The organism is Arthrobacter sp. MAHUQ-56, from assembly GCF_019710585.1.
Taxonomy (GTDB): domain Bacteria; phylum Actinomycetota; class Actinomycetes; order Actinomycetales; family Micrococcaceae; genus Arthrobacter.
Map to the genome: position 1 here is coordinate 467350 of NZ_JAIFZQ010000016.1, position 19392 is coordinate 486741.

23 protein-coding genes and 1 tRNA gene are annotated in these 19392 nt (G+C 67.4%); 9 read left to right on the forward strand and 15 right to left on the reverse strand.

The window, feature by feature from the left end; all coding sequences use genetic code 11:
- Positions 1-106 precede the first annotated feature (106 nt).
- The 3 genes from K4G53_RS10145 to K4G53_RS10155 all read right to left on the reverse strand — a co-directional run bounded on the left by K4G53_RS10145 (position 107) and on the right by K4G53_RS10155 (position 2458).
- Positions 107-286: a hypothetical protein gene (locus K4G53_RS10145; RefSeq protein ID WP_221385560.1), complete on the reverse strand. Its 180-nt coding sequence runs from the start codon at positions 284-286 to the stop codon at positions 107-109.
- Between the two features lie 38 nt (positions 287-324).
- Positions 325-1425, reverse strand: a complete 1101-nt coding sequence (locus K4G53_RS10150) for a hypothetical protein (RefSeq protein ID WP_221385561.1) — start codon at positions 1423-1425, stop codon at positions 325-327.
- A gap of 70 nt (positions 1426-1495) precedes the next feature.
- Positions 1496-2458, reverse strand: a complete 963-nt coding sequence (locus K4G53_RS10155; protein ID WP_221385562.1) for a hypothetical protein — start codon at positions 2456-2458, stop codon at positions 1496-1498.
- Between the two features lie 88 nt (positions 2459-2546).
- Between K4G53_RS10155 and K4G53_RS10160 the strand changes: the two genes are divergently transcribed.
- Complete coding sequence (locus K4G53_RS10160) at positions 2547-3788, forward strand: NAD(P)/FAD-dependent oxidoreductase (protein WP_221385563.1); 1242 nt, start codon at positions 2547-2549, stop codon at positions 3786-3788.
- Here the strand turns inward: K4G53_RS10160 and K4G53_RS10165 are convergent.
- The 9 genes from K4G53_RS10165 to tmk form a co-directional block, all read right to left on the reverse strand.
- Entirely contained in the window at positions 3785-4414 is a 630-nt protein-coding gene (locus K4G53_RS10165; RefSeq protein ID WP_221385564.1) for a hypothetical protein, read from the reverse strand. The genes K4G53_RS10160 and K4G53_RS10165 overlap by 4 nt on opposite strands.
- A 116-nt stretch (positions 4415-4530) precedes the next feature.
- The gene (locus tag K4G53_RS10170; protein WP_260323462.1) at positions 4531-5469 is read right to left on the reverse strand and encodes a polysaccharide deacetylase family protein; all 939 of its coding nucleotides are present in this window, start codon (positions 5467-5469) and stop codon (positions 4531-4533) included.
- On the reverse strand, positions 5469-5618 hold the full coding sequence (locus tag K4G53_RS10175) for a hypothetical protein (protein WP_221385565.1): 150 nt from the start codon (positions 5616-5618) through the stop codon (positions 5469-5471). The genes K4G53_RS10170 and K4G53_RS10175 overlap by 1 nt, the downstream gene beginning before the upstream one ends.
- Before the next feature lie 87 nt (positions 5619-5705).
- Positions 5706-6239 (reverse strand): hypothetical protein, encoded by a 534-nt coding sequence (locus K4G53_RS10180; protein ID WP_221385566.1) that lies wholly within the window; start codon positions 6237-6239, stop codon positions 5706-5708.
- Entirely contained in the window at positions 6236-6469 is a 234-nt protein-coding gene (locus K4G53_RS10185) for a hypothetical protein (RefSeq protein ID WP_221385567.1), read from the reverse strand. Before K4G53_RS10185 ends, K4G53_RS10180 begins: the two co-directional genes overlap by 4 nt.
- Before the next feature lie 227 nt (positions 6470-6696).
- Positions 6697-6769 (reverse strand) — tRNA-Thr (locus K4G53_RS10190).
- Positions 6770-6874: 105 nt separating this feature from the next.
- Positions 6875-8434, reverse strand: a complete 1560-nt coding sequence (locus K4G53_RS10195) for an alpha/beta hydrolase (protein ID WP_221385568.1) — start codon at positions 8432-8434, stop codon at positions 6875-6877.
- Entirely contained in the window at positions 8431-9594 is a 1164-nt protein-coding gene (locus K4G53_RS10200) for a DNA polymerase III subunit delta' (protein WP_221385569.1), read from the reverse strand. The genes K4G53_RS10195 and K4G53_RS10200 overlap by 4 nt, the downstream gene beginning before the upstream one ends.
- Complete coding sequence (gene tmk / locus K4G53_RS10205) at positions 9591-10286, reverse strand: dTMP kinase (protein WP_221385570.1); 696 nt, start codon at positions 10284-10286, stop codon at positions 9591-9593. The genes K4G53_RS10200 and tmk overlap by 4 nt, the downstream gene beginning before the upstream one ends.
- A gap of 115 nt (positions 10287-10401) precedes the next feature.
- On the opposite strand from tmk, the gene K4G53_RS10210 reads away from it, so the two are divergent.
- Entirely contained in the window at positions 10402-11592 is a 1191-nt protein-coding gene (locus K4G53_RS10210) for a PLP-dependent aspartate aminotransferase family protein (protein ID WP_221385571.1), read from the forward strand.
- A gap of 9 nt (positions 11593-11601) precedes the next feature.
- Entirely contained in the window at positions 11602-11955 is a 354-nt protein-coding gene (locus tag K4G53_RS10215; RefSeq protein ID WP_221385572.1) for a DUF2516 family protein, read from the forward strand.
- Here the strand turns inward: K4G53_RS10215 and K4G53_RS10220 are convergent.
- A complete protein-coding gene (locus tag K4G53_RS10220) occupies positions 11940-12824 on the reverse strand; it encodes a class I SAM-dependent methyltransferase (protein ID WP_221385573.1) in 885 nt (294 codons plus the stop codon). The genes K4G53_RS10215 and K4G53_RS10220 overlap by 16 nt on opposite strands.
- A 95-nt stretch (positions 12825-12919) precedes the next feature.
- Between K4G53_RS10220 and K4G53_RS10225 the strand changes: the two genes are divergently transcribed.
- On the forward strand, positions 12920-13666 hold the full coding sequence (locus K4G53_RS10225; RefSeq protein WP_221385574.1) for a phosphoglyceromutase: 747 nt from the start codon (positions 12920-12922) through the stop codon (positions 13664-13666).
- A 79-nt stretch (positions 13667-13745) separates the two neighbouring features.
- Here K4G53_RS10225 and phoU read toward each other — a convergent pair whose 3' ends face one another.
- On the reverse strand, positions 13746-14408 hold the full coding sequence (gene phoU, locus K4G53_RS10230) for a phosphate signaling complex protein PhoU (protein WP_221385575.1): 663 nt from the start codon (positions 14406-14408) through the stop codon (positions 13746-13748).
- A gap of 205 nt (positions 14409-14613) precedes the next feature.
- Here phoU and K4G53_RS10235 point away from each other — a divergent pair, with 205 nt between their 5' ends.
- Together K4G53_RS10235 and K4G53_RS10240 are read left to right on the forward strand one after the other, a co-directional pair.
- A complete protein-coding gene (locus tag K4G53_RS10235) occupies positions 14614-15861 on the forward strand; it encodes a cell wall metabolism sensor histidine kinase WalK (protein ID WP_221385622.1) in 1248 nt (415 codons plus the stop codon).
- Entirely contained in the window at positions 15858-16538 is a 681-nt protein-coding gene (locus tag K4G53_RS10240) for a response regulator transcription factor (protein WP_221385576.1), read from the forward strand. The genes K4G53_RS10235 and K4G53_RS10240 overlap by 4 nt, the downstream gene beginning before the upstream one ends.
- Before the next feature lie 88 nt (positions 16539-16626).
- On the opposite strand, the gene K4G53_RS10245 is transcribed toward K4G53_RS10240, so the two are convergent.
- Positions 16627-17211 carry a hypothetical protein gene (locus tag K4G53_RS10245; protein ID WP_221385623.1) on the reverse strand — a complete coding sequence of 195 codons (585 nt, stop codon included), beginning with the start codon at positions 17209-17211 and terminating at the stop codon, positions 16627-16629.
- A 271-nt stretch (positions 17212-17482) separates the two neighbouring features.
- Between K4G53_RS10245 and K4G53_RS10250 the strand changes: the two genes are divergently transcribed.
- The 3 genes from K4G53_RS10250 to ispF all read left to right on the forward strand — a co-directional run bounded on the left by K4G53_RS10250 (position 17483) and on the right by ispF (position 19388).
- Entirely contained in the window at positions 17483-17965 is a 483-nt protein-coding gene (locus tag K4G53_RS10250) for a CarD family transcriptional regulator (RefSeq protein ID WP_009357288.1), read from the forward strand.
- A 122-nt stretch (positions 17966-18087) separates the two neighbouring features.
- Complete coding sequence (gene ispD, locus K4G53_RS10255) at positions 18088-18870, forward strand: 2-C-methyl-D-erythritol 4-phosphate cytidylyltransferase (protein WP_221385577.1); 783 nt, start codon at positions 18088-18090, stop codon at positions 18868-18870.
- Between the two features lie 2 nt (positions 18871-18872).
- Positions 18873-19388 (forward strand): 2-C-methyl-D-erythritol 2,4-cyclodiphosphate synthase, encoded by a 516-nt coding sequence (gene ispF / locus K4G53_RS10260; protein WP_221385578.1) that lies wholly within the window; start codon positions 18873-18875, stop codon positions 19386-19388.
- The last annotated feature ends 4 nt before the right edge of the window (positions 19389-19392 follow it).

Genomic DNA, 19392 nt, shown 5'->3' on the forward strand with positions numbered 1-19392 from the left:
GACCCGCCAAAACCTGACCCGTCAACAGCCCGCGCTGCCGGAATATGCCCGGCAGCGCGGGCTTCGGCGTTTAAGCCAGGGTTTCCTGCCTCGCGGCGGATGCCGTTCAGGCGGCGGCCTGGACCTGCGCTACCGCCACCGCATCCACCACGGCCCAGCTGTCTTCACCGTGGCAGTGCCGCTTGGCGAACCGTTCCGCCTCTTCGAGTGTTTCGAAGATCTCGGACCGGGCGCGGCCGCAGTCGGCGTCGAAGTACGTGACGTGAAATTCCTGTGTGGGTTCCATGAATCCAGTCTGCAACCGGGGTCTGACATTCCACGGAATCAGCGCCGCGTGTTGCGGGACACCTGCCCATCTGCACCCGCTGGAGCCCCCACCTTCAGCGTGAGCGCAGCCAGCGCAAGCATCTCAAGCCCGGTCCACACAAGCGTCCCGCCCCAGACCTCGGGGGAGAAGCTGAGCGCCCCGTCGTGCAGTGCCACACCCGCGAAGTACGGGGCCCAGAACACCATGGGGCAGAGGGCCGCCGCTGTCATGATCCTTGCGGGACGGTCCGGGGCGGGGCGGACCACAGCCCACACCATGCCTACCATGACCGCGCCGGCGAGGGCCACCGGTACCAGCCACGCATCCCGCAGCGCCACCATGACCTGCAGCGCCACGGCGGGGACCAGCGCCATGGCGGCGGCTACCATGGCGTGCAGGCGCCAGCGCAGCGCCACCAACAGGACGGGCACGAAGACCACGGCCGTTGAGACGAAGAACGTTGCCAGGGACACCATGATGCTCGAGGACGTCGGAGGCGCCACCATGGGGGGCGCCCCGGGAACGTTGATGTAGGTCTGGATCAGCCCGTGGCGCGCGAAGACCGCGAACTCCTGCAGGATGAAAGCCGCAACCATGCCTGCGAGCAGGGCGCTGGCGACCGCGGGCGCCAGCCGGGTCCAGGGCCGCGCCGGCGATTGCCAGGCGGCGGAGAACGGCGCGCCCAGGATCAGGAAGGCGCCCGTGGCGAGTCCCAGATGGGACGGGCTGAACAGCGCGGTGATGCCCTGCTCGATGCCGAACGCCGAGTGCCAGGCGAAGTCGGCCACCCCGGAAACCAAGAACAGGACAACGCCTGCGGCGGCGGCTCCGTAGCCTGCGGGCACCGCGTCCGTCCACCCCACGCCGGCGGCATGCCGGCGCCAGGTCAGCGCGGCGATCCAGAGGGCGCAGGCGGCGAAGCCGGAATAGAGGACCGCGTGCCACGGGGTGAAGAACGTCTCGAGGTCGCGGAGGTTGTTGTGCGCCCACCCGTCCACATAGGTCCCGGTGAGGAGCCAGACACCGGCGGCAAGGGTGATGGCGTCTTCAACGGCCGTGGTGGGGCGGTGCACCGATACCGGCGGGATCGCAAAGGCATGAGCTGCTGCGGCGTCCATAGCACCACAGTAGGTCGCACCGCTGTCCTGGGCGAGGGGTAATCTTCCCGGCGGCCGGGAACGCACTCCGTCAGCTGCCCAGCCGGAGAACCCGTTCCTGCGCCAGCATGGCGGTGCGGCCGGCTTTGTCTGCTGCCCGTGCCGCCTGCTTCGCCTCAGCGGATGTGGCGGACAGCTGTTTCCGCGCCCGGTCCAGCTCTTCTTCGGCGGCCTTGAGCCGCTCCCGGAGCCCGGCCGTTTCCTGTTGCAGCGCCGAGATCGCAGTGCGTGCTTCCTCCGCCTTGTCCTGCAGTTCCGCTGCGAGGCGCGCAGTTTCAGCCTCTTCGGCCTGTGCCTGGGCGAGGGCCGCCTTGGCCCGTTCCAAGGCCGGGGGAGACACCGGCCGCGGGGTCTGCCTGACTGCCTCGAGCCGGGGCTTGGCCGGTTTTGGCTGGGAGGCGCGCGCCGCCGTCGTACGCTTCTTTGCGCCCGTTCCCGGAGCCGGCTGAGGAGCCGGGGCAGGGGACGCGACGGCGGGCAGCATCGCCGGCAGGGCCACGGCACCGTCAAGGTCCACGGCGTTGACGCCGTCGGCCGAGAGAACCTTCAAGAGGCGCCCGCTGATGACTGCTGAGGCAGCGCCCTCGTCAGCGGTCAGGGCCCGCAGGGTCTCCTCCACGTCCGTGGCCATCGCGTCGCTGATCGCGCGGCCCTGCTCCCGGGCCACTGCCCGGGCGGTGTCGACGGCGGCAGCCAGCAGGGTGCGGCGCTCGCGTCCCAGCTCACGCAGGGCCGCGGCATCCAGCGACCCCTGGGCCGTGCGCATCCGGGCACCAAGGCCGGCCAGCCCGGTCAGGACGTCCGGCCGCTGCCGGGCGAGCATGTTGACGGCCCAGGCAGCCACCGAGGGTTTCGGCAGGGCCCGGACCCCGGCAGCAAGTTCCTTGTCCTGTCCGGCAGCGTCCTTGGCTGCGGCAGCCCGGGACGCGATGAAGTCCTCCAGCGGACCGGCGTACAGCCTGTCCGCAATGCCAGCCAGGGCTTCGTCTTCCATGCCGCCATCTTAGGTCGCGGGCAGCCGCGCGTCCGCGCCGGCCGGTTGTGCCCTGTTGCTCGTGGGCCGGCAGGGGTATCTTGCTCGGATGGAGGATTCATATCAGGTCATCGTGGTTGGTGGCGGTTTCGCCGGCACCACCGCCGCTGAGGAGCTCGGCCGCAAAGGCATCCGCGTCCTGCTGATCGACGCGAACAACTACCGCCAGTTCCAGCCGCTGCTGTACCAGGTGGCGGCGTCGCAGATCGGTGTCTCCGCCGTGGCGCGGCCGCTGCGCGCGGAGTTCCGGAGGATCAACAACGTGCGGGTCCTCACCGCCGAGGTGACGGCCATCGATGCCGCCAGCCGCACGGTCACGACCGGGGACGGTTCCACCTACCGTGCGCGCATCCTGGTCATCGCCGCCGGAGCTGTGCCCAACTACTTCAACACCCCGGGTGCTGACGAGCACGCTTATCCGCTGTACTCGGTGGCCGATGCGACGCGGCTCAGCGCTGCCATCACCGCCGTCATGGATGAAGCCGACCGCGAACCCGGTGAGACGGCAGACGTCATCGTGGTGGGCGGAGGCCCCACGGGCGTGGAGACTGCCGGCGCGTTGGCGGAGAACGTCAAATACCTGGTGCCGAAGTACTTTTCCGGGGGCCTCGCTTCCCGCTGCCACGTGCACCTGGTGGACATGGTTCCCAATGTGCTTGCTGCTTTCTCGGAAAAATCGCAGGCGTACGCCCGTGACCGCCTGACCAAACTCGGCGTGCAGCTGCACATGGGCCAGGCCGTGAGCGAAGTCCGGCCGGACGGCGTGACCCTCAAGGACGGGACCGTCATTCCCGCCCGGATCGTGGTCTGGGCAGGTGGACTCCAGGCCGGGCGCGTCATCGCGGAATCCGGCCTGCAGCAGGGGAAGGGCGGACGGATCGACGTGCAGCCGGATCTCACGGCACCCGGCGTGGACGGCGTCTACGTCCTGGGCGACGCCGCCAACATCACCGATGCTGCCGGCAACAAGCTGCCCCAGCTCGGATCGGTGGCCCAGCAGTCCGGCAAATGGGCTGCACGCAATATCCATGCCGACCTCACCGGCGGCGCCCGGGAGGCGTTCCGCTACTGGGACAAGGGGTACATGGCGATGGTGGGACGCGGCGCTGCCGTGGCGGAGATGGGGCGCCGTCGCCTCCAGCTACAGGGCCCGCTGGCGTTCGTGTCATGGCTGGCGGTCCACCTGGCACTGCTGCCCGGGTTCCAGCAGAAGGTGCGCGCCCTCTTCTCCTGGGCCAACGGCTATCTGACCCACAGCCCGGCGCAGGTGGTGGTCGGCAGGCCCGATTAGCGCTGCTTTTCGAACGTCAGGAGGTGGCCCGCGATGGTCCAGCCCGACCCCTCGTAGCGGGGAGCATCGGCAGGCGGGACCATCATGTGCAGGTACTCGGCGCCGTGCAGGAACGCCTCTTCGGCCATGGCGGCGAACATGGCCCGCTGGAAGCCCTCCTGTTCCGGTCCTTCGGGAAGTTCGGTGATGGCCACCACCGCGAAACCGTCGCGGACCTGGATGCGTCCCTTGGCCACCGGCCGGTCGAAAACGGTGATTTCGACGGCGTCGTACGTCTCCATGGGTGCCTGGGCCACCTGCGAGGTGTCGGGAAGTCCCGCGTCCACGTCCAGTTCCGCCGCGGGAGCCATGAGCAGGATGCTGTGAGCTGCCAGGGACAACCCCGCCGGTGCCAGGCCGGCAGCAGTGTCCGCATCAGCGCAGACCAGTGTCAGGCGCGCGCCGGGCTCGCTTGAAATCCTCGACATCAACTGTTCCGCACCCGGGTCCGGCCACGCCGCCACATACTCGGTTCCCCCGCCGCCCCCAACGCTGAAACCGGAGCCGGCGGACTCAAAGGGCCGCTCCTGCAGGTCCGCCCAGGCAGGCAGCCAACCCATGGCCGTGGTGCTGTGCTGTTCGGGCATGGGAGTGCTCCTTACGGAAGGCTGCGATGGCGGTCCTGCCGGCGCAGGCGAACAGGTTTCACTGCCAAAGTATCGAATCAGCAGATGCCCCGCCAGCACGGTGCAGGAGGCATGCGTCAGGGCAGGTGCTGGAAAGAGTTTCCTGCAGCCAGCAGCTTGTCCAGGGCCTGTCGTACGCCTTCGGCGGTTCCGCCGCCGGGGTGGTTGCCGTGGCAGATGACGATGTCCCCCGCCCTGGCCCGGCCCACTTCCCGGGCGACGACGGCGGCAGGGAAGGTGGCGCCGCCGTCGCCATTGAGGCTGAAGCCCGCCGGTCTTACGCCCAGGGCGCGAAGGATGTCGGCGGCGACGTCGTCCATGTAAGCGGTACCGGGGCGGAAGTACCGGGGCCGGGCACCGGTCAAGTCGGCCATCCCGGCATCGTTGGGCATGATCTCGTCATAGACTTCGCCGGCATTTCTGGTCCCGGGAATTCCGTATGCCGAGTTGCCGGTGGTGGACAGCGGCTTGTGCGATGTCCCGTGGTTGGCGAGTTCGAAGAGCGGGTCTGCTGCCAGCTGCCGGGCGGTGGCCGGGTTCGCGGAGATCCAGCGGGAGTTCAGGAACAGCGTCGCCGGAACGTGCCGCTGCCGCAGGGTGTCGAGCAGGGCCTGGTCGTAGCCGTTGCCGCCGGGACCGCCGCAGAAATCGAAGGTCAGGGCAATGCCCGGCGTCCCTGCTGGCAGCCGGGCCAGGACGCCCGGGGCCTCCAGGCCCCAGTACCGGGCACCGTGGGCGCCGTAAGTGTTGATGATGTCGGTCCGCGACGGGGCCGGAGGGGCCTGCTGCCGCTGCGACTCCGTGCCGGGGGCACCATCCATGATCCGTGCGGTACTGTCGTCGGCCGGGGCTTGGGCCAACCCGTCCGGAGCACCCGCTTCATCGCGTTGCCTGTTCCGCTGCGGCTCGAGGTCAGGGACGGCCGCGGACAACGTCATGACCGCTGCCAGGAGCACCGCGCGGCGGCCCGGGCCCTTCCCGTCCCGTCTCATGTGGCGGGGGGTGGAGCGTTCCATCAGTGCGCCCCGTGAGTGAAGGGACGGGCCAGTGCGCGGCCTTCCCGGACGGCGGAAGCAGGGGCGCTGGTCGGAGGGCCGGGGACAGCCGGATGGGCCATGGCTCCTCGTACGGCGTGCAGGACGGCAGCCTGAAAGCGGGGGGTCATGCCGGGAGGATACCGTGCTCTGCTTATGGTTCCCTGAACCGTGGTGACCGCCGGAGCGTCGCGCTGTAACAATTGCACGCGCTCGCCTCAACCAGTCACGCGTATTCCTCCCACTGCCCCCGTCCAGGGCGTATCGCCGGGGCCGGGCAGCACCAGGTGCGCGAAAACGTACCCCTGCTCAAGTGCAATGACCCGCGACGTTGCCCCCGCGCAATCCAGCGCGAGCTCCTCCGGACGGAAGGGGGCTCCGGGGTGCTCCTGTCCAACGGCGACCGTCGCGCTGGAAGCACCAACACAGGCTGCGGTGACGGTGTACAGGCCGGCCGCCGGCACCTTCGCCGTCGTGCCAAAGCCCCTGGCGGGTCCGTCCAGGGGGCCCTCCTCGAAAAGGAGGACTGGCCCGGGAACGGCCTTGAGGAGCCGGTCCAGCTGCGCGTAGTTCTTGACCTCGAGCTCCAGGACCAGGGGATCGGGGTACGGTGCCGGGGACTCCCTGCCCTGCGACGGGCTGGTCGCTGGCGGGTGCAACGGTTCGGGGTAGTCATAGGAGCATCCAGCCGTTCCGCAGAGCGCCACCGTCAGGGACAGGGCAGGCACATGCCGGCCACGCAGGCCCTTCATTCCGGTGCGCGCTCCGAGGTGCCGGGAAGCCAGTGACCGCCCATGTCCGGTTCGGGCCGCCGCCGCAGTTTACGTATCAAGACGGCGAAGGGCAGCAGCACGACCTTGAGGATGCCAACCACGACCAGCAATACGAGGACCATGGCGATGACCGGCGAGTAGAGGAGGAATACGCCTGCAATGGTAACGAGGTACCCGAAGCTGAACCCGAGGATCATCCCGGAATCCATGGTTGCTCCCAAGATCTGCGGAAGGAAGCCCACTGCTCGACTTATGTGTCGATGAAAAAACTCCGCAGGGCTCTTGTCAATAACCGGGTGCGGGCTTTGGGGACGAAGAGTGAAGGGGAGTCAGCATGCCTTGCACGGAGGTCCTGGCCTGGGGCCTTGCAGGGCCGCTTAACCAGCGAAAAACCCCGGAAACCCCTGAATCCAGGGGCTGTCCGGGGTTTATCCCGAGCTTCCTATCAGAATCGAACTGATGACCTTTTCATTACGAGTGAAACGCTCTACCGACTGAGCTAAGGAAGCACCGCATGAACTTCCCGGGCGGACCCGGTGGCTTCATGCAAGAGTCAACTGTAATGGAGTCCGTGCGCCGCGGTCAAAATGGGGCCCCGCCGGCGGTGGGGGCCTTCAGCACACCGTGTTGTCAGCGGGAATCTTGCCGCTCACCAAGTAGCCGTCCACTGCATCTTCCAGGCAGCTGTTGGCCCGGCCGTATGCCGTGTGCCCCTCGCCCTTCCAGGTCAGCAGGGAGGCGTTACCCAGCTGCTTGCGCAGGGACGCAGCCCAGTCGACGGGAGTGGCGGGGTCCCCGGTGGTGCCGATGACCACGATGGGGGAGTCCCCCCGGTATTCGACGGGGGCCGGTGTCCGCAGGTTCTTGTACGGCCAGTCTGCGCAGTTGACGCCTCCGTAGGCGAAGAAATATCCGAACGTGGGGGAGTCCTGCTCCAGCCGCTGCTCCTCTGCACGCATGCCTGCCGTGTCCGAGACCATTGGGTAGTCCAGGCAGTTGACCGCGTTGAAGGCGAGCGTCGAATTGGAGGTGTAGGTACCGTCTTGCGCACGGTCGGCCCCGATATCGGCCAGGCGGAGCACCAGGCTCACATCACCGTTCATGGCAGCTTCAAGCGCCTGCGTGAGGGCAGGCCAGCTTTGGTCGTTGTACAGCGGGGTGATCAGGCCGCTGACGAACATTGTCGCGTTGACCTGGCGGCCGTCCTTGGCTGTGCGCGGCGTCTGCTGGACGGCGCTGATGAGGTCCTGGATCTGCTTCACACCAGAGTCGACATCCCCGCCGAGGGGGCACTTGTCCTGCCGCTGGCAGCTCGCCACGTAGGAGCGGATGGCCTTCTCGAACGCGCGGGCCTGCCCGCTGGTGAGGTCCTCGTTGCTGATCGAAGGATCAAGGGCGCCATCAAGCACCATCCGTCCCACGTTGTCCGGAAACAGGGAGGCATAGGTGGAGCCCAGGAAGGTGCCGTAGGAGTATCCGAGGTAGTTCAGCTTGCTGTCGTTGACGACCGCCCGGAGCACGTCCAGGTCCTTTGCGGCGCTGACGGTGTCGATGTGGGCCAGCACCGGGCCGGTCTGGGCCGCGCACTGGGCACCGATTGCCTTGTTGTCGGCAAGCGCCTCGGCCAGGCCGGCGTCCGTCTGCAGGTCGTAGATCTTGGCGCGTGAGGCATCCCGCTCCGCGTCCGTCATGCAGGTGACGGGTGCGGACCGCTTGACACCCCGGGGATCAAAACCCACGAGGTCGTAGGTGCTGCGCACGCCCTGGGAGAAATGCGTTCCCGCAGCGTCCTTGACGAAGTCGTACCCGGAGGCCCCGGGCCCGCCGGGGTTGACCAGGAGGCTGCCGGTCTTCTTTCCGGTGCTGGGCGCACGCAGTGCCGCAATCTGGATGGTGTCCCCCGCAGGGTTGGCATAGTCCAGGGGAACCATCACCTTGGCGCACTGGAACTCACCTTCGCAGGGCTGCCACACGACTTCCTGGGAATAGAACTTTTCCAGGCCGGAGGGTGCCGAAGCGACGATCGACGGATCGGCTTTCGCAGTGGCCGCCTCAGGCTTCTTGTCGCCGCCGTTGAGGAGGCTGCACGACGCGAGGACCATGGCCAGGACCATGGCGCCGGCAGCACGGACAGCAAGCGTCAGGGGCCGTGCAGGCAGTGGGCGGGCAGTCATCGGGTCTCCTTGGATGGCTGGATCAGGCTGGCTGCCATGGACTCAATGGCCAACAGCGGGGCAACGTTGGTGGTGGTGATGCGTTCGCGGGCCTTGTTGATGGCATCCATGCGGGCCAGCGTGACCTCCGGGGCGGTTCGGGCAGCGAACTCCTCCAACTCGCTCCTCAGCTCAACGTTGACCAGCTCCACGGCGTTCCCCAGCTGGATGATCAGCACGTCGCGGTAGAAGGACAGCAAGTCGGTGAGGGTCCGGTCAAGGGAGTCCGTGATGGACCGCTTGGCCCGGCGTTTTTGGTCGTCCTCGAGCTGCTTCAGCTGGCTGCGCATCGCCGGCGGCAGGGTTCCGGACTCCGGCGCACCCAAGGTTGCCAGCAGCGCGGCTTTCTCGGCGGCATCGCGTTCCTCATTGGAACTGTTGGCTTCCGCCGTGGCGATCTTGACCAGCTTGTCTGCCATCATGACGGCCGCCGTGACACCCCGCAGCCCCAGCGGGAAACGGACTGTTTCCAGCCGGCGTTCCCTGGCGGCAGGGTCCCTGGCGAGGCGGCGGGCGATACCCACATGGCTTTGCGCGGCGCGGGCTGCCCGTTCCGCGAGGGCGGGGTCCACGCCGTCGCGCCGGACCAGCAGGGCCGCAACGTCCTCGGCAGGCGGCAGCCGCAGTGCGACGCTGCGGCAGCGGGAGCGGATGGTGACCAGGACGTCCGCCGGGGAGGGGGCGCAGAGCATCCACACGGTCCGCGGGGTGGGCTCCTCGATGGCCTTCAGGAGGACGTTGGTGGTCCGCTCGGCCATGCGGTCGGCGTCCTCCACCACGATGATCCGCCAGCGCGCGGAGGACGGCCGGTTTCCGGCGGTGGCCACAAGTTCGCGGGCCTCATCGATGGTGATGGTGACCTTTTCGGTCCGGACGAACGTCACGTCGGAGTGTGTTTCACCCAGGATCGTGTGGCACGCCTGGCATTGGCCGCAGCCTCGCAGGCCCACGTCGTCCTGGTCGCAGTTCAACGCCGCGGCAAAGGCTTTCGCCGCATTGGAACGGCCGGACCCTGGCGGGCCGGTGAACAGCCAGGCGTGCGTCAGGCCCTCGCCCCGTGCGGCCTGCCGCAGTTGTTCGACGACGGCGGGCTGGCCCTGGAGGTCGTCCCAGACCGTCACGCGCCGCCACCGCCTGTGGACGCTCCCGGCGCCGCCGGCAGCGGCCGGCCAGCGGCAGGACGGACCAGGGCTTCGACGCGCTGCAGGATCTGCGCGGCGAGGTCGTCGACCGGCAGGCGGGCCGGCAGCACCAGGTAGGAGTCCGGCCGGCGTGCCGCGAGTTCAAGGAAGGCGTCCCGGATCCGGGTGTGGAATTCGTCCGCCTCGGATTCCAGCCGGTCTTCGGCGGCTTCGCCCGCAGTCCGGCGGCGCCGGCCCAGCTGCGGATCCACGTCCAGCAGGACAGTGAGGTCCGGCTGGAGGCCCGCGGTGGCCCATTCGTTGAGGGACTGGACAGCATCCTTGCCGAGGTTCCGCCCTGCGCCCTGGTAAGCCACGGACGAATCGATGTAACGGTCACTCAGCACGACGTCGCCGCGCTGCAGGGCGGGCCGGATCACCTGCGCGGCATGGGCAGCCCGGGAGGCCGCGAAGATGAGGGCCTCGGTGCGGGCATCGATTTCGCCGTTGCCGTGGTCCAGGACCAGCGAACGCAGTTTTTCGCCGACGGGTGTCCCGCCAGGCTCGCGGGTGCGCAGGACGTTGAACCCGCGGCCTTCCAGGGCAGCTGCCAGCCGGGCCGCCTGGGTGGACTTGCCGGCACCATCGCCACCCTCGAATGCGATGAATACGCCGGCGCTTTGTTTGCTCACTTCTCAAGCCTACCGAGCCGCACGGACATTTCCTGACCCCTGGCTGAACCCAGCCGGGCGGACATGGCACGTCACTGCTTTCCTGCAGTTCCGGGCCGGACAGTACGCTTTCACCATGAGTCTTTCCGAGCATCAGGCCGCGTCCCTTTCAGCCGAGACCGTGGTGGTGGCGGCCGGGCGTCCGCCGCGGGAAAGGGACCAGCCGGTCAACCCGCCTATCACCCTTTCCTCCACGTATTTCGGCACGGGACCGCTGGGGGACGGCGACCGGGGCTACGGGCGCTACTCCAACCCCACCTGGGACCCCTTCGAAGAGGCGCTCGGACAGCTTGAAGGGTCCACCCTTCCCGGCCTGCTGTACGCATCGGGCCTTGCCGCGGTCAGTTCGGCGCTGTCCCTGATCCCGGCCGGGGGAGTGCTCGTCATGCCGAGCCACAGCTACTCCGGCTCCCTGGTGATGGCGTCCGAGCTGGCGCAGAAGGGCTTCATCGAACTCCGGACCGTGGACATCGCCGACACAGACGCCGTGAAGGAAGCCATTGCTCCCGGCGGCCCCTCCGGCAGGCCCGCGGCGATGCTCTGGCTGGAAAGCCCCACCAACCCCATGCTGGGTATTGCCGACATGCGTGCGCTCGCTGACGCTGCCCACGCCGCCGGTGCCATCGTGGTCACCGACAACACCTTTTCCACGCCCCTGGTCCAGCAGCCCCTCCTGCTGGGCTCCGACGTCGTCCTCCACTCAGTGACCAAGTACCTGGCCGGGCACTCCGACGTCGTCCTGGGGGCACTGGTCACCTCCAGCCCGGAGATCCGCTCCGAACTGTTGCACCACCGCATCATCCATGGCGGCATCGCCGGTCCCTTCGAAGCCTGGCTGGCCCTGCGCGGCCTGCGGACCCTTGCGCTGCGGGTGGAGCGTTCCCAGGCATCGGCGATGCTCCTCGCCGAAAGGCTTGCCGCCCACCCTGCCATCGAGTCCATCCGGTTCCCCGGCCTTGCCACCGATCCCGGCCATGACCGGGCCAGGGACCAGATGAAGGGATTCGGTTCCATCATCTGCATCCAGGTTGCCGCCACCTCAAGGTTGAGCGGGGCGGATGCGGCGGACAAGCTGGTCCAGGCCCTGGATCTCTGGCTCCCGGCGACCTCCCTGGGCGGGGTGGAGTCCTTGATCGAGCGCCGGCGCAGGCACACGGCCGAACCGGCCAGCGTGCCGGAAAACCTCGTCCGGCTGAGTGTCGGTATTGAGAACCTGGAGGACCTTTGGGCTGATTTGGAGCAGGCCCTGAAGGCGCTGGACGGATAGGCTGGGTCTGTGGACGGTGAACTGATTATTCGGCCTGTAGAGCAGGCACTGTATTGGATCCTTGCGTTGGTGGCCCTGGGGCTTGAGCTCTGGGCTGTCATCGACTGCGCCAGGCACCGGGCCAACGCCTTCGAAGCCACCGGGAAGCGGACCAAGACCTTCTGGCTTGCGTTGACCGGGGGCGCCGCCCTCATCGGCGTCCTCTCGCTCCTGACGTCCGGCGGCGGCTTCCTCGGAACCTTCGGTCTTTTCGGCCTCGCCGCGGTGGTGGCAGCGTCCGTCTACCTGGCTGATGTCCGGCCAGCGGTCAAGGATGCGGGCCGCGGCGGCAGCCGCAACATGGGGCCTTACGGCCCTTGGTGACCAGGACCCTGGTGACCAGGACCCTGGTGGCCAGGGGCCACCGCCTCCCAGCCCACCGTTAGCTCCCCGAGCCGCCACCTGGCGGGTCCGTCCTGGACCGGCCATCCGGCGTCGCGCAATGCCCTGCACATGCCCACCCAGCGCTGCCTGTTGCCGAATGCGGCGAGGGGCGCGCACTCAAGCCAGGCCCGGTCCATTGCCTGCAGGAACGCATGGACCGGTTCGCCGGGGACGTTCCGGTGGATGAGGGCCTTCGGAAGCCGCTCGGCAACTTCCGATGGCAGGTCGAAGCTGCCGAACCGCACCGAGATGCTCAGGGACAGCGGGCGCTGTGCATCAAGTGCCACCCACGCGACCCGGCGGCCGATCTCATCGCACGTGCCGTCAATGAACAGCGCGTCCGGGGCGAGCCGGTCCTGCACCAGCCGCCAGATGCCAGGGACATCCTGCTCCTCGTACTGGCGCAGGACGTTGAAGGCGCGGACCAGGGCCGGGCGTCCGGGGACGGGAAGTTCGAATCCACCGACGTGGAAGGTCAGGCCCGGCCGCTGGAGGGGCAGCGCGGCCCGGACGCGCTCGGGCTCAATCTCGATCCCGCAGACCCGCACGTCCGGGCGGACAGCCGCGAGCCGTTCATAGAGTTCGACGGCGGTGGCCGGGGTGGCGCCGTAGCCGAGGTCCACGACGAGGGGTTCTTTGGCGGCGCGAAGCCGCCAGGCCTGCGGTCCGGTGAGCCAGCGGTCCACCCGCCGCATCCGGTTGGGGTTGGTGGTGCCGCGGGTCACGTTGCCCACCGGCCGGCCCTGCCGCGCGGCGGGCGTCCGGCCGGACAGTTGCGGGGAGTTGACCCGTTCAGCCTTTTGAACCACCGCCCAACCCTATCCCTGCCTGCCCGGCGGTGTCCTGTCCGGCGGGCCTTGTAACGCTGGGCAGGCGGCGACAGGGCTCGGCTAGGATGAAAATCATGACTTACAAGCTGATTCTGCTGCGCCACGGCCACAGCGAATGGAACGCCAAGAACCTGTTCACCGGCTGGGTGGACGTCGACCTGAACGACCAGGGCCGCGCGGAAGCAGCGCGCGGCGGTGAGCTGCTGGTGGAGAACAACGTCCTGCCGGACGTGCTCTACACCTCCCTGCTGAAGCGTGCCATCAACACGGCGAACATCGCCCTGGACAAGGCCGACCGTGGCTGGATCCCGGTCAAACGCGACTGGCGCCTGAACGAACGCCACTACGGCGCGCTGCAGGGCAAGGACAAGGCCCAGACCCTGGCCGAATACGGCGAGGAACAGTTCATGGAATGGCGCCGCTCCTACGACACCCCGCCGCCGCCCCTGTCGGACGACTCCGAGTTCTCGCAGGCCCACGACCCCCGGTACGCCGGCCTCGGCGATGCGCTGCCGCGTACTGAGTGCCTGAAGGATGTCCTGGTGCGGCTCCTGCCTTACTGGGAATCGGACATCAAGGAAGACCTCAAGGCAGGCAAGACCGTCCTCGTCACGGCGCACGGCAACTCGCTGCGCGCCCTGGTCAAGCACCTGGACGGCATCAGCGACGAAGCGATCGCCGGCCTGAACATCCCCACGGGCATCCCGCTGGTCTACGACCTGGACGAGGACTTCAAGCCGGTCAAGCCGGGCGGCACCTACCTGGACCCGGAGGCCGCCGAGGAAGCCATCCTGGCCGTCGCCAACCAGGGCAAAAAATAAGGCATTAACGCGTACGACGGCGGGCTGGCCACCTTAGGTGACCAGCCCGCCGTCGTGCTTCCCGTGTTCGGACCGGGCGTCAGCTGTGCTCGATGCCGTTCGGCTGCCAGGCACCCGTGACCAGGTACGTCACCTTCTGGGCGACGGAGACGCCATGGTCCGCAAAGCGTTCGAAGTAGCGGCTGGCCAGGGCCACGTCCACCGTCGTGGCGGGCGACTCGACCCACTCGGGGGCCGCGATGGCCTTGAAGACGCTCAGGTGCAGGTCGTTGATCGCCGTGTTCGCCTTCAGGATGTCCCGGGCCAGCTCAAGGTTCCGGGTTTCCAGCAGGACGGTGAGCTTCTCGGCGATCTCCTGGTCCAGCTCCGCCATCTTGTTAAAGGTCTCCGTCATGGATGCCGGAATGACGGTCGAAGGGTACCGAAGGCGCGCGAGCTGGGCGATGTGCCGGGCGAGGTCGCCCATCCGCTCAAGCGAGGCGCTCATCCGGAGGGAACCCACGATCATCCGCAGGTCACTGGCGACCGGACCCTGCAGGGCCAGGATGTCGATGGCCCGCTCATCCAGGCTGTTCTGCAGGAAGTCGATCCGCGCATCCGCCGCAATGACATCCTGGGCGAGGTCAACGTCCGCCACCTGGAACGAGGTGGTGGCCTTTTCCATCGCTTCGCTGACAAGCCGCGAAATCTCCACCAGCTGGTCACCGACCTGGGTGAGCTCTTCCTGAAAAACCTTACGCACGTCGGCGTCCTTTCCTTGTAACTCCCCCCGCCCGCACGAGGGCAGCAGGAATTGTGTCGCCAATGGGCGCTCCAACCAGCAACTTTGCCAGCACCCGGTAAACGATTATGCGCATGAAGGTGAACGTTAGTTGAACCGTTGGCTTGAAGGGGCCGGACGCGCCGGGCCACTGCCAGCAGGAGCATAAAGTGGAGCTGTGGATCCTATGCTCATCGGTCTGGTGGCCGGCCTTATCGGACTGGCGCTCGGCACGTTCGGCGTGCTCGCCTACCGGGTGAGCGAAAAGCAGCGCGAGCTGCTGGACGTCGACGCCGGGGAGCCCGCGCTGCCAGCGGGCGCAGCCGAGGTACTGGCGGTCGTCGGACGCGCTTTCGTGGTGCTGGACGATGTGGACGGCGTGGTCCGTGCCAGCCCCGCAGCCTATGCCTACGGCCTGGTGCGCGGCCACACCGTGGTGCACAAGGAACTCCTGGACATGACCGCCGGGGTGCGCCGGGACGGCGTCATCCTTGAGCGGCAACTGGAGCTTCCACGCGGTCCGCTCGGGCACGGGACCATCATCGTCCAGGTCCGGGCAGCCATGCTGGGTGAGGAATACATCCTGCTCCTCGCCGACGACCGGACTGAGATCACGCGTACCGAGGAGATCCGCAACGACTTCGTTGCCAACGTCTCGCATGAACTTAAGACACCGGTAGGCGCCATCTCCCTGCTTGCGGAGGCGCTCGAATCCTCTGCCGACGACGAAGAGGCCGTCCGGCGCTTTGCCAAGCGCATGCACAAGGAATCGGCCCGCCTGGCCGCCCTGGTCCAGGACATCATCGAACTGTCCCGCCTGCAGGGGGCCAGCGTGATCCAGGAGGGCCGCCCGGTGGACATCAACGCGGTCATCGCCGAGGCCGTGGACCGCTCGCAGCTTCCGGCGGAAAGCAAGAACATCACCATCGTGGTGGGCGGCCGGACCGACGGGAAGGTCTTCGGGGACCAGGACCTCCTGGTCACGGCGCTGCGGAACCTCATCGACAACGCCATCCGCTATTCCCCTGCGAACACCCGGGTGGGGATCGGGGTGCGTTCCAAGGAAGGCGTGGTCTCCATCTCCGTGACCGACCAGGGGGAGGGGCTCAGCGCCGAGGACCAGGAACGGGTCTTTGAACGCTTCTACCGGGTGGATGCCGCGCGCTCCCGCCATACCGGGGGTACCGGCCTGGGCCTGAGCATCGTCAAGCACGTGGCATCAAACCACGGCGGGGAGGTCACGCTCTGGTCGCAGCCGGGCCAGGGCTCCACCTTCACCCTCCGCCTTCCCGAGATGGAAGAGCAGGAGGGCGGCGAAAAGGTTCCGGCTTCCCCGGTCCCGGCCCTGGCGACGGCCCGTGAAGCGGCCGCCCAGCAGAGTGTTGTCCAAGGATCCCGCGCCGCCGGCGCAAAAGAACGAGGAGCTAGCGCTTGAGCAGGATTTTGATTGTGGAGGACGAGGAGTCCTTCAGCGACCCCCTGTCCTACTTGCTGGGTAAAGAGGGGTTCGAGGTGGAGGTGGTGGACAACGGGCTCGACGCCATCACCGAATTCGACCGGAACGGTGCAGACCTGGTGTTGCTTGACCTGCAGCTTCCCGGGCTCTCCGGCACTGAGGTGTGCCGGCAGTTGCGGCAGCGTTCGAGCGTCCCGGTGATCATGCTGACCGCCAAGGACTCCGAGATCGACAAAGTGGTGGGCCTGGAGCTGGGCGCGGACGACTACGTGACCAAGCCCTACTCCTCCCGGGAACTGGTGGCCAGGGTCCGGGCAGTGCTGCGGCGGCAGGGGGAGCCGGAGGAACTGGTGTCGTCCACGGTGCAGGCGGGGCCGGTCCGGATGGACATTGAACGGCACGTGGTAAGCGTTGGCGGCGAGCAGGTGCTGCTGCCCCTGAAGGAGTTTGAGCTCCTGGAAATGCTCCTTCGGAATTCCGGCAGGGTGCTGACCCGGGGCCAGCTCATCGACCGGGTCTGGGGCTCGGATTACGTCGGCGACACCAAGACCCTGGACGTGCACGTGAAGCGGCTCCGCGGCAAGATTGAGCCCGACCCGTCCGCTCCCCGCTACCTGGTGACCGTCCGCGGCCTCGGGTACAAGTTCGAGCCGTAGGCGGCAGGCATAGCGAAAAGGCAGGCATAGCAAAAGGGAGGGACCGTCCGGTCCCTCCCTTTTGCTATGCGTTTCCTGCCCTGCGCGCCTAGTGTCCGCCGGTGGTGGCGGATGCGCTGGGGCTTGCGGAAGAGCTGGCGGTCCCGGAAGGGGAAGCCGACGACGTCGGGCCAGCCGAGGTGCTGGGCGATGGGGTGCTGGACGCCGGCAGGTAGTCCTTGTACTCCGCCAGGGTGGCGTCCAGGACAGGAACCTTGACGGTGCTGGACACGTTCGTGCCGTTTTCGCTGATCTTGACGTCCACCAGCGAACCAGGCTTGCCGCCGCTGGTGCTCAGGATCGCTTCGTCAGAGTTTTCGTTCAGCAGGGTGTAGGAGTTGGCCTTCACCGGAACTTCAGTCTGGGAGCCCTTGGCACCGTTGACCGTGAGCTTCACGTCCTTCGAGGAGGAGTTGTAGACGGCGCCGATCAGGCGGCCCGGCTTGTCTTCGCCCGCGGAGACAATGAGCATGTTGCGCAGCTGCAGCGGGCCGAGGTCCGCGCGGATGCCGTCAGAGGCGGAGTACTGGTGGCTGGTCTGCTGGGGCGTGATGTAACCGCAGCCTGCGGTCAGCAGGCTGACGCCAAGGGCGGCAGCCGTCAGTGCCAGTTTGCCGCGCTGGGCCCGGTTCATCGCAGTGGAACGCACGTCACGTACTCCTCGAGAATTTTGAAGTCTTTTTCAGCCATAGCCTATCCGCAAACAGGGGCAAACAATGATTCGGCACTGTCACATCGGCAGTGGGAACGCTCACGCGATGCACTATTATCCCGATCCGTCAAGGGGGTTGAGGGGGTCGATTGGGCCGTTTTTCCGCGTATTTCTGCGGTTGGGAGCCCTTTCTCCGGCCGGTCATATGCCTGAATCGTGATAAACTGGTCTGCGGGAAAGGGGAAATGTCCACATGGTATTTGAGGTCGGCGAGACAGTAGTTTACCCTCACCACGGTGCCGCGAAGATCGAAGAGATCAAGATGCGCACCATCAAGGGCGAAGAGAAAATGTATCTCAAGCTCAAGGTGGCTCAGGGTGATCTGACCATTGAAGTTCCAGCAGAAAACGTTGACCTTGTTGGGGTCCGGGACGTAGTGGGCAAGGATGGCTTGGAGCACGTGTTTGATGTGCTTCGTGCCGAGTTCACCGAAGAGCCCACCAACTGGTCGCGCAGGTACAAGGCGAATCTGGAGAAGCTTGCTTCCGGTGATGTCATCAAGGTGGCAGAGGTCGTCCGCGACCTGTGGCGCCGTGATCACGACCGGGGCCTTTCCGCAGGCGAGAAGCGAATGCTGGCCAAGGCCCGCCAGATTCTGATTTCAGAACTGGCGCTGGCTGAAAAGACCGACGAGGAGAAGGCTGCAAGCGTTCTCGACGAGGTCCTGGCTTCCTAAGAATTAAGCCCCGGCGGCACCCAAGTGCCACCGGGGCTTCTTTTTGCCCTAAAACTTTGCCGCCCCGAAACCCCGGGCGTCTTCGGCACTCAAGCAAGCGGCGCCGTCGTAGGCTAGTCCGCATGAGTGAAACACCATCCCGCCTGGTCACCGCCGTCGTCGTGGTTGCCGCAGGTTCGGGGCAACGGCTTGGCTACGGCATGCCCAAGGCGGCGGTGCCGCTGGGAAGCGAGACGATCCTGATGCATGCTTTGCGGGGCATTGTCGCCTCCGAAGTCGCTACCCAGGTCTGTGTTGCCCTGCCCGCAGGGGATGAGGGCCTGCGCAAGTTGTGCGAGGAGTTCCGGGCGGAACTTGCCGACGGCGGCCCCCTGGTAACCGTCGTCGACGGCGGGGCAACCAGGGCAGACTCCGTCCGGGCCGGCATCGCGGCGCTGATGGACGGCATCGAGGCGGTCCTGGTCCATGACGCCGCCCGTGCACTTGCCCCTGAGTCCGTATTCCACCGGGTGGCTGACGCGTTGGCCTCCGGCGCGGCTGCCGTCATTCCCGCCCTGCCGGTTGTGGACACGATCAAGACGGTGGCAGCAACGACGGGGAGCGACGCCGCACTCGCCCCCGAGCTGGTGACCGGGACGGTGGCGCGTGGGGAACTGCGGACGGTCCAGACCCCGCAAGGCTTCCGGCTGGATACGCTGCTGGCGGCGCACCGGGCCGCGCAGGACCTGGACGGGCAGGAATCGGCGGCCGTCACGGACGACGCCATGCTGGTTGAGATGCTGGGGACGCCGGTCCACGTGGTCCGCGGCTCCACGCAGTCCTTGAAGATCACCACGCCCCTTGACCTGATCTTCGCCGAGGGGCTGCTGGAAGGGCCACTCGGAGCCCGCTGGGTGGAGGGCTAGTCATGGGCGCACAGCAGCCGGTCCTCCCGCGTACCGGCGTGGGCATCGACGTCCACGCGTACACCCCCGAGGACCTGCCCCGGCCCCTGTGGCTGGGCGGCCTCCTGTGGCCCGGTGAACGCGGCCTCGCCGGGCATTCGGACGGCGACGCCGTGGCTCACGCAGCTGCCGATGCCCTGTTTTCCGCCGCTGGTGTGGGCGACCTTGGCACCCATTTCGGTACTGACCGGCCCGAATTCGCCGGCGCCTCCGGGGCAACGCTCCTCGCGGAAGCCGCCAGGATCGTCAGGGCGGCCGGCTTCGAGATCGGCAATGTGGCGGTCCAGTTCGTCGCCAACCGGCCCAAGTTCGGGCCTCGCCGGGAAGAATCGCAGAGGGTCCTCAGCGAGGCGGCCGGCGCGCAGGTGAGCGTCACGGCGACCACCAGCGACGGACTGGGCTTCACTGGCCGTGGCGAAGGCGTCTCCGCGGTGGCCACCGCCCTGGTCTACCCGCGGCACCGGCAAGGCATCGGCTAATCTG

Coding starts and splice junctions, on each gene's coding strand:
- K4G53_RS10145 (WP_221385560.1), bottom strand. CDS start 286: ATGGAACCCACACAGGAATTTCACGTCACGTACTTCGACGCCGACTGC.
- K4G53_RS10150 (WP_221385561.1), bottom strand. CDS start 1,425: ATGGACGCCGCAGCAGCTCATGCCTTTGCGATCCCGCCGGTATCGGTG.
- K4G53_RS10155 (WP_221385562.1), bottom strand. CDS start 2,458: ATGGAAGACGAAGCCCTGGCTGGCATTGCGGACAGGCTGTACGCCGGT.
- K4G53_RS10160 (WP_221385563.1), top strand. CDS start 2,547: ATGGAGGATTCATATCAGGTCATCGTGGTTGGTGGCGGTTTCGCCGGC.
- K4G53_RS10165 (WP_221385564.1), bottom strand. CDS start 4,414: ATGCCCGAACAGCACAGCACCACGGCCATGGGTTGGCTGCCTGCCTGG.
- K4G53_RS10170 (WP_260323462.1), bottom strand. CDS start 5,469: ATGGAACGCTCCACCCCCCGCCACATGAGACGGGACGGGAAGGGCCCG.
- K4G53_RS10175 (WP_221385565.1), bottom strand. CDS start 5,618: ATGACCCCCCGCTTTCAGGCTGCCGTCCTGCACGCCGTACGAGGAGCC.
- K4G53_RS10180 (WP_221385566.1), bottom strand. CDS start 6,239: ATGAAGGGCCTGCGTGGCCGGCATGTGCCTGCCCTGTCCCTGACGGTG.
- K4G53_RS10185 (WP_221385567.1), bottom strand. CDS start 6,469: ATGGATTCCGGGATGATCCTCGGGTTCAGCTTCGGGTACCTCGTTACC.
- K4G53_RS10195 (WP_221385568.1), bottom strand. CDS start 8,434: ATGACTGCCCGCCCACTGCCTGCACGGCCCCTGACGCTTGCTGTCCGT.
- K4G53_RS10210 (WP_221385571.1), top strand. CDS start 10,402: ATGAGTCTTTCCGAGCATCAGGCCGCGTCCCTTTCAGCCGAGACCGTG.
- K4G53_RS10225 (WP_221385574.1), top strand. CDS start 12,920: ATGACTTACAAGCTGATTCTGCTGCGCCACGGCCACAGCGAATGGAAC.
- K4G53_RS10235 (WP_221385622.1), top strand. CDS start 14,614: ATGCTCATCGGTCTGGTGGCCGGCCTTATCGGACTGGCGCTCGGCACG.
- K4G53_RS10245 (WP_221385623.1), bottom strand. CDS start 17,211: ATGAACCGGGCCCAGCGCGGCAAACTGGCACTGACGGCTGCCGCCCTT.
- K4G53_RS10250 (WP_009357288.1), top strand. CDS start 17,483: ATGGTATTTGAGGTCGGCGAGACAGTAGTTTACCCTCACCACGGTGCC.
- ispD (WP_221385577.1), top strand. CDS start 18,088: ATGAGTGAAACACCATCCCGCCTGGTCACCGCCGTCGTCGTGGTTGCC.
- ispF (WP_221385578.1), top strand. CDS start 18,873: ATGGGCGCACAGCAGCCGGTCCTCCCGCGTACCGGCGTGGGCATCGAC.